This window comes from Ligilactobacillus acidipiscis DSM 15836 (assembly GCF_001435755.1).
Classification (GTDB): Bacteria; Bacillota; Bacilli; order Lactobacillales; family Lactobacillaceae; genus Ligilactobacillus; species Ligilactobacillus acidipiscis.
Genome location: NZ_AZFI01000250.1, coordinates 1 through 1,859, shown reverse-complemented (window position 1 = coordinate 1,859; position 1,859 = coordinate 1). Strand labels below are relative to the sequence as shown.

Genomic DNA, 1,859 nt, shown 5'->3' with positions numbered 1-1,859 from the left:
ACTGCAACGAAAAGTATGAATAATTCAGGCTGATGGTTAGAAGTAAACGTTTGCTTAAATTTTGTTCTATAGGTAAGGAGGAAGTTTGAAATACTTTACTGAAAAAATTTTGACTTCATTATCAAAAAAAGCAACTCTGACTGGCTATATTTTAGATAATAGCCCTGAAATTGATTTAGAGAGGACCAGACCCGCCGTGCTGATCTGCCCGGGCGGCGGTTACCGTTTTACATCTGATAAAGAAGCGGAACCGATCGCTGTCAAAATGAATTCATTAGGCTGTCAGGTATTTGTTTTGCGCTATTCTTGTGCGCCAGCACATTATCCAACGGCTTTATTTGAATTAGCAACAGCAGTTAAATTTATTCGGGATAAAGCAGCTGATTTTTATGTAGATCCGCAAAAAATCATTGTCCTCGGTTTTTCAGCGGGTGGACATTTAGCAGCTAATTTGGCTACAAAATGGGATCAGCCATTGTTGACCTCTGCTGGGTTCATTGCAGAAGAAATTAAGCCTAATGCATTGGCGCTTGCTTATCCGGTGATCACGACCGGAGCCTTTGCCCACGAAGATTCGTTTAAAGCTTTATTAGGTGATGAAGCTTCTGCAGAAGATCTGCTTGATGTTTCATTAGAAAAACAAGTTTCAGACCAAACACCGCCTGCTTTTATTTGGACTGTGTATGATGATGCGGTAGTTCCTGTTGAAAATACCTTGTCTTATGTAAAATCCTTGAAGAGAGTAGGGGTCAATTGTGAAGTGCATATTTTTGCACATGGAACACATGGTATGAGTTTAGCTAACGAGGAAACGGCACCCAAAGACAGTGAACAAAGGTCACAGGCCGTGGCAGTCTGGCCTAAACTATTTGAAAATTGGCTAAAGGAAATATTCAAATAATAGAGTGGAGCAAGCAAAAAGAGCGCTTTTCCATTAGTGGACTTTTTACATCTTGTAGATCAACCAATATAGTAGTAAGGCATAAGTAGTTGTAAATTTTTACTATTTGAAATGTCTTAAATAGGTGTAACATAAAACATCAATGTTTATTTAATTTAATGTGACAAAAAAATACCAAGAAAGTTTATTGGGGCTGTATCATCCCCATGTTAAGAAAACTTTCCTGGTATTTTTTTATCTTTAAGTAGATAGTTTCTTGTGTTTTCTAAAAAGTTCACTGGTTGCAGTGAATAATTGCCAACTGGCTGTTGCTAACAAGAGGCTGCCGATAGTATCGCTGAAAAAAATGGACGTGTAAGAATATCCGCGTAAAGGCAACCAATAAGATCAGCAACCATCCGATAATAGCGATTGTGATTTGACTTTTTCGAGAAAAATCGAATCGTTTTGTTAGAGCCGTGATCGAATAGACAAGTATGATCGTTGCGAACGTGTGACCACTAGGAAAACTGAAACCGCCGATCGAAACCAGACGATGCAAGGGACGTGGACGTTCGATCAAGGACTTAACAACGTGATTCAACAAATTAAATGCGCTAAATAAAATCAGAAAATTAAGCCCCGTTCGAAATTGTTGTTTGTGTCCTAGATACGCTGCAATGGCCAAAGCATAAACTGTCATCATAATGGGACTGGCTAAATTTGAAATACTGCTAATGATCCTTGTACTTGTCGGATCGATCAATGGATGCAATAAATTGATTGCTCCTTGATCAACGGCAGTGATGAAAGATGCATGATGTTTTACCAAGATAGTCCATAAAATGAACAGAAAAAGTGAAGCACTGCCTAGTATTGATCTGGAGTAAGGGTGTGCATATTTTGACATAAATAGTTCCTTTCTGAATATTCAGGATATATTATAACACGTGTGGTGCTAGTTTGTAACATTTAGAAA

General features: G+C 38.2%; 2 protein-coding genes. One reads left to right on the top strand and one right to left on the bottom strand.

Translation table 11 applies throughout. The annotated features are described in order from the left end of the window. Positions 1-85 precede the first annotated feature (85 nt). Positions 86-901, top strand: a complete 816-nt coding sequence (locus FC65_RS10420) for an alpha/beta hydrolase (RefSeq protein ID WP_056972659.1) — start codon at positions 86-88, stop codon at positions 899-901. A gap of 274 nt (positions 902-1,175) precedes the next feature. Here FC65_RS10420 and FC65_RS10415 read toward each other — a convergent pair whose 3' ends face one another. Then, positions 1,176-1,790, bottom strand: a complete 615-nt coding sequence (locus FC65_RS10415; RefSeq protein ID WP_235803131.1) for a phosphatase PAP2 family protein — start codon at positions 1,788-1,790, stop codon at positions 1,176-1,178. Positions 1,791-1,859: the final 69 nt, after the last annotated feature.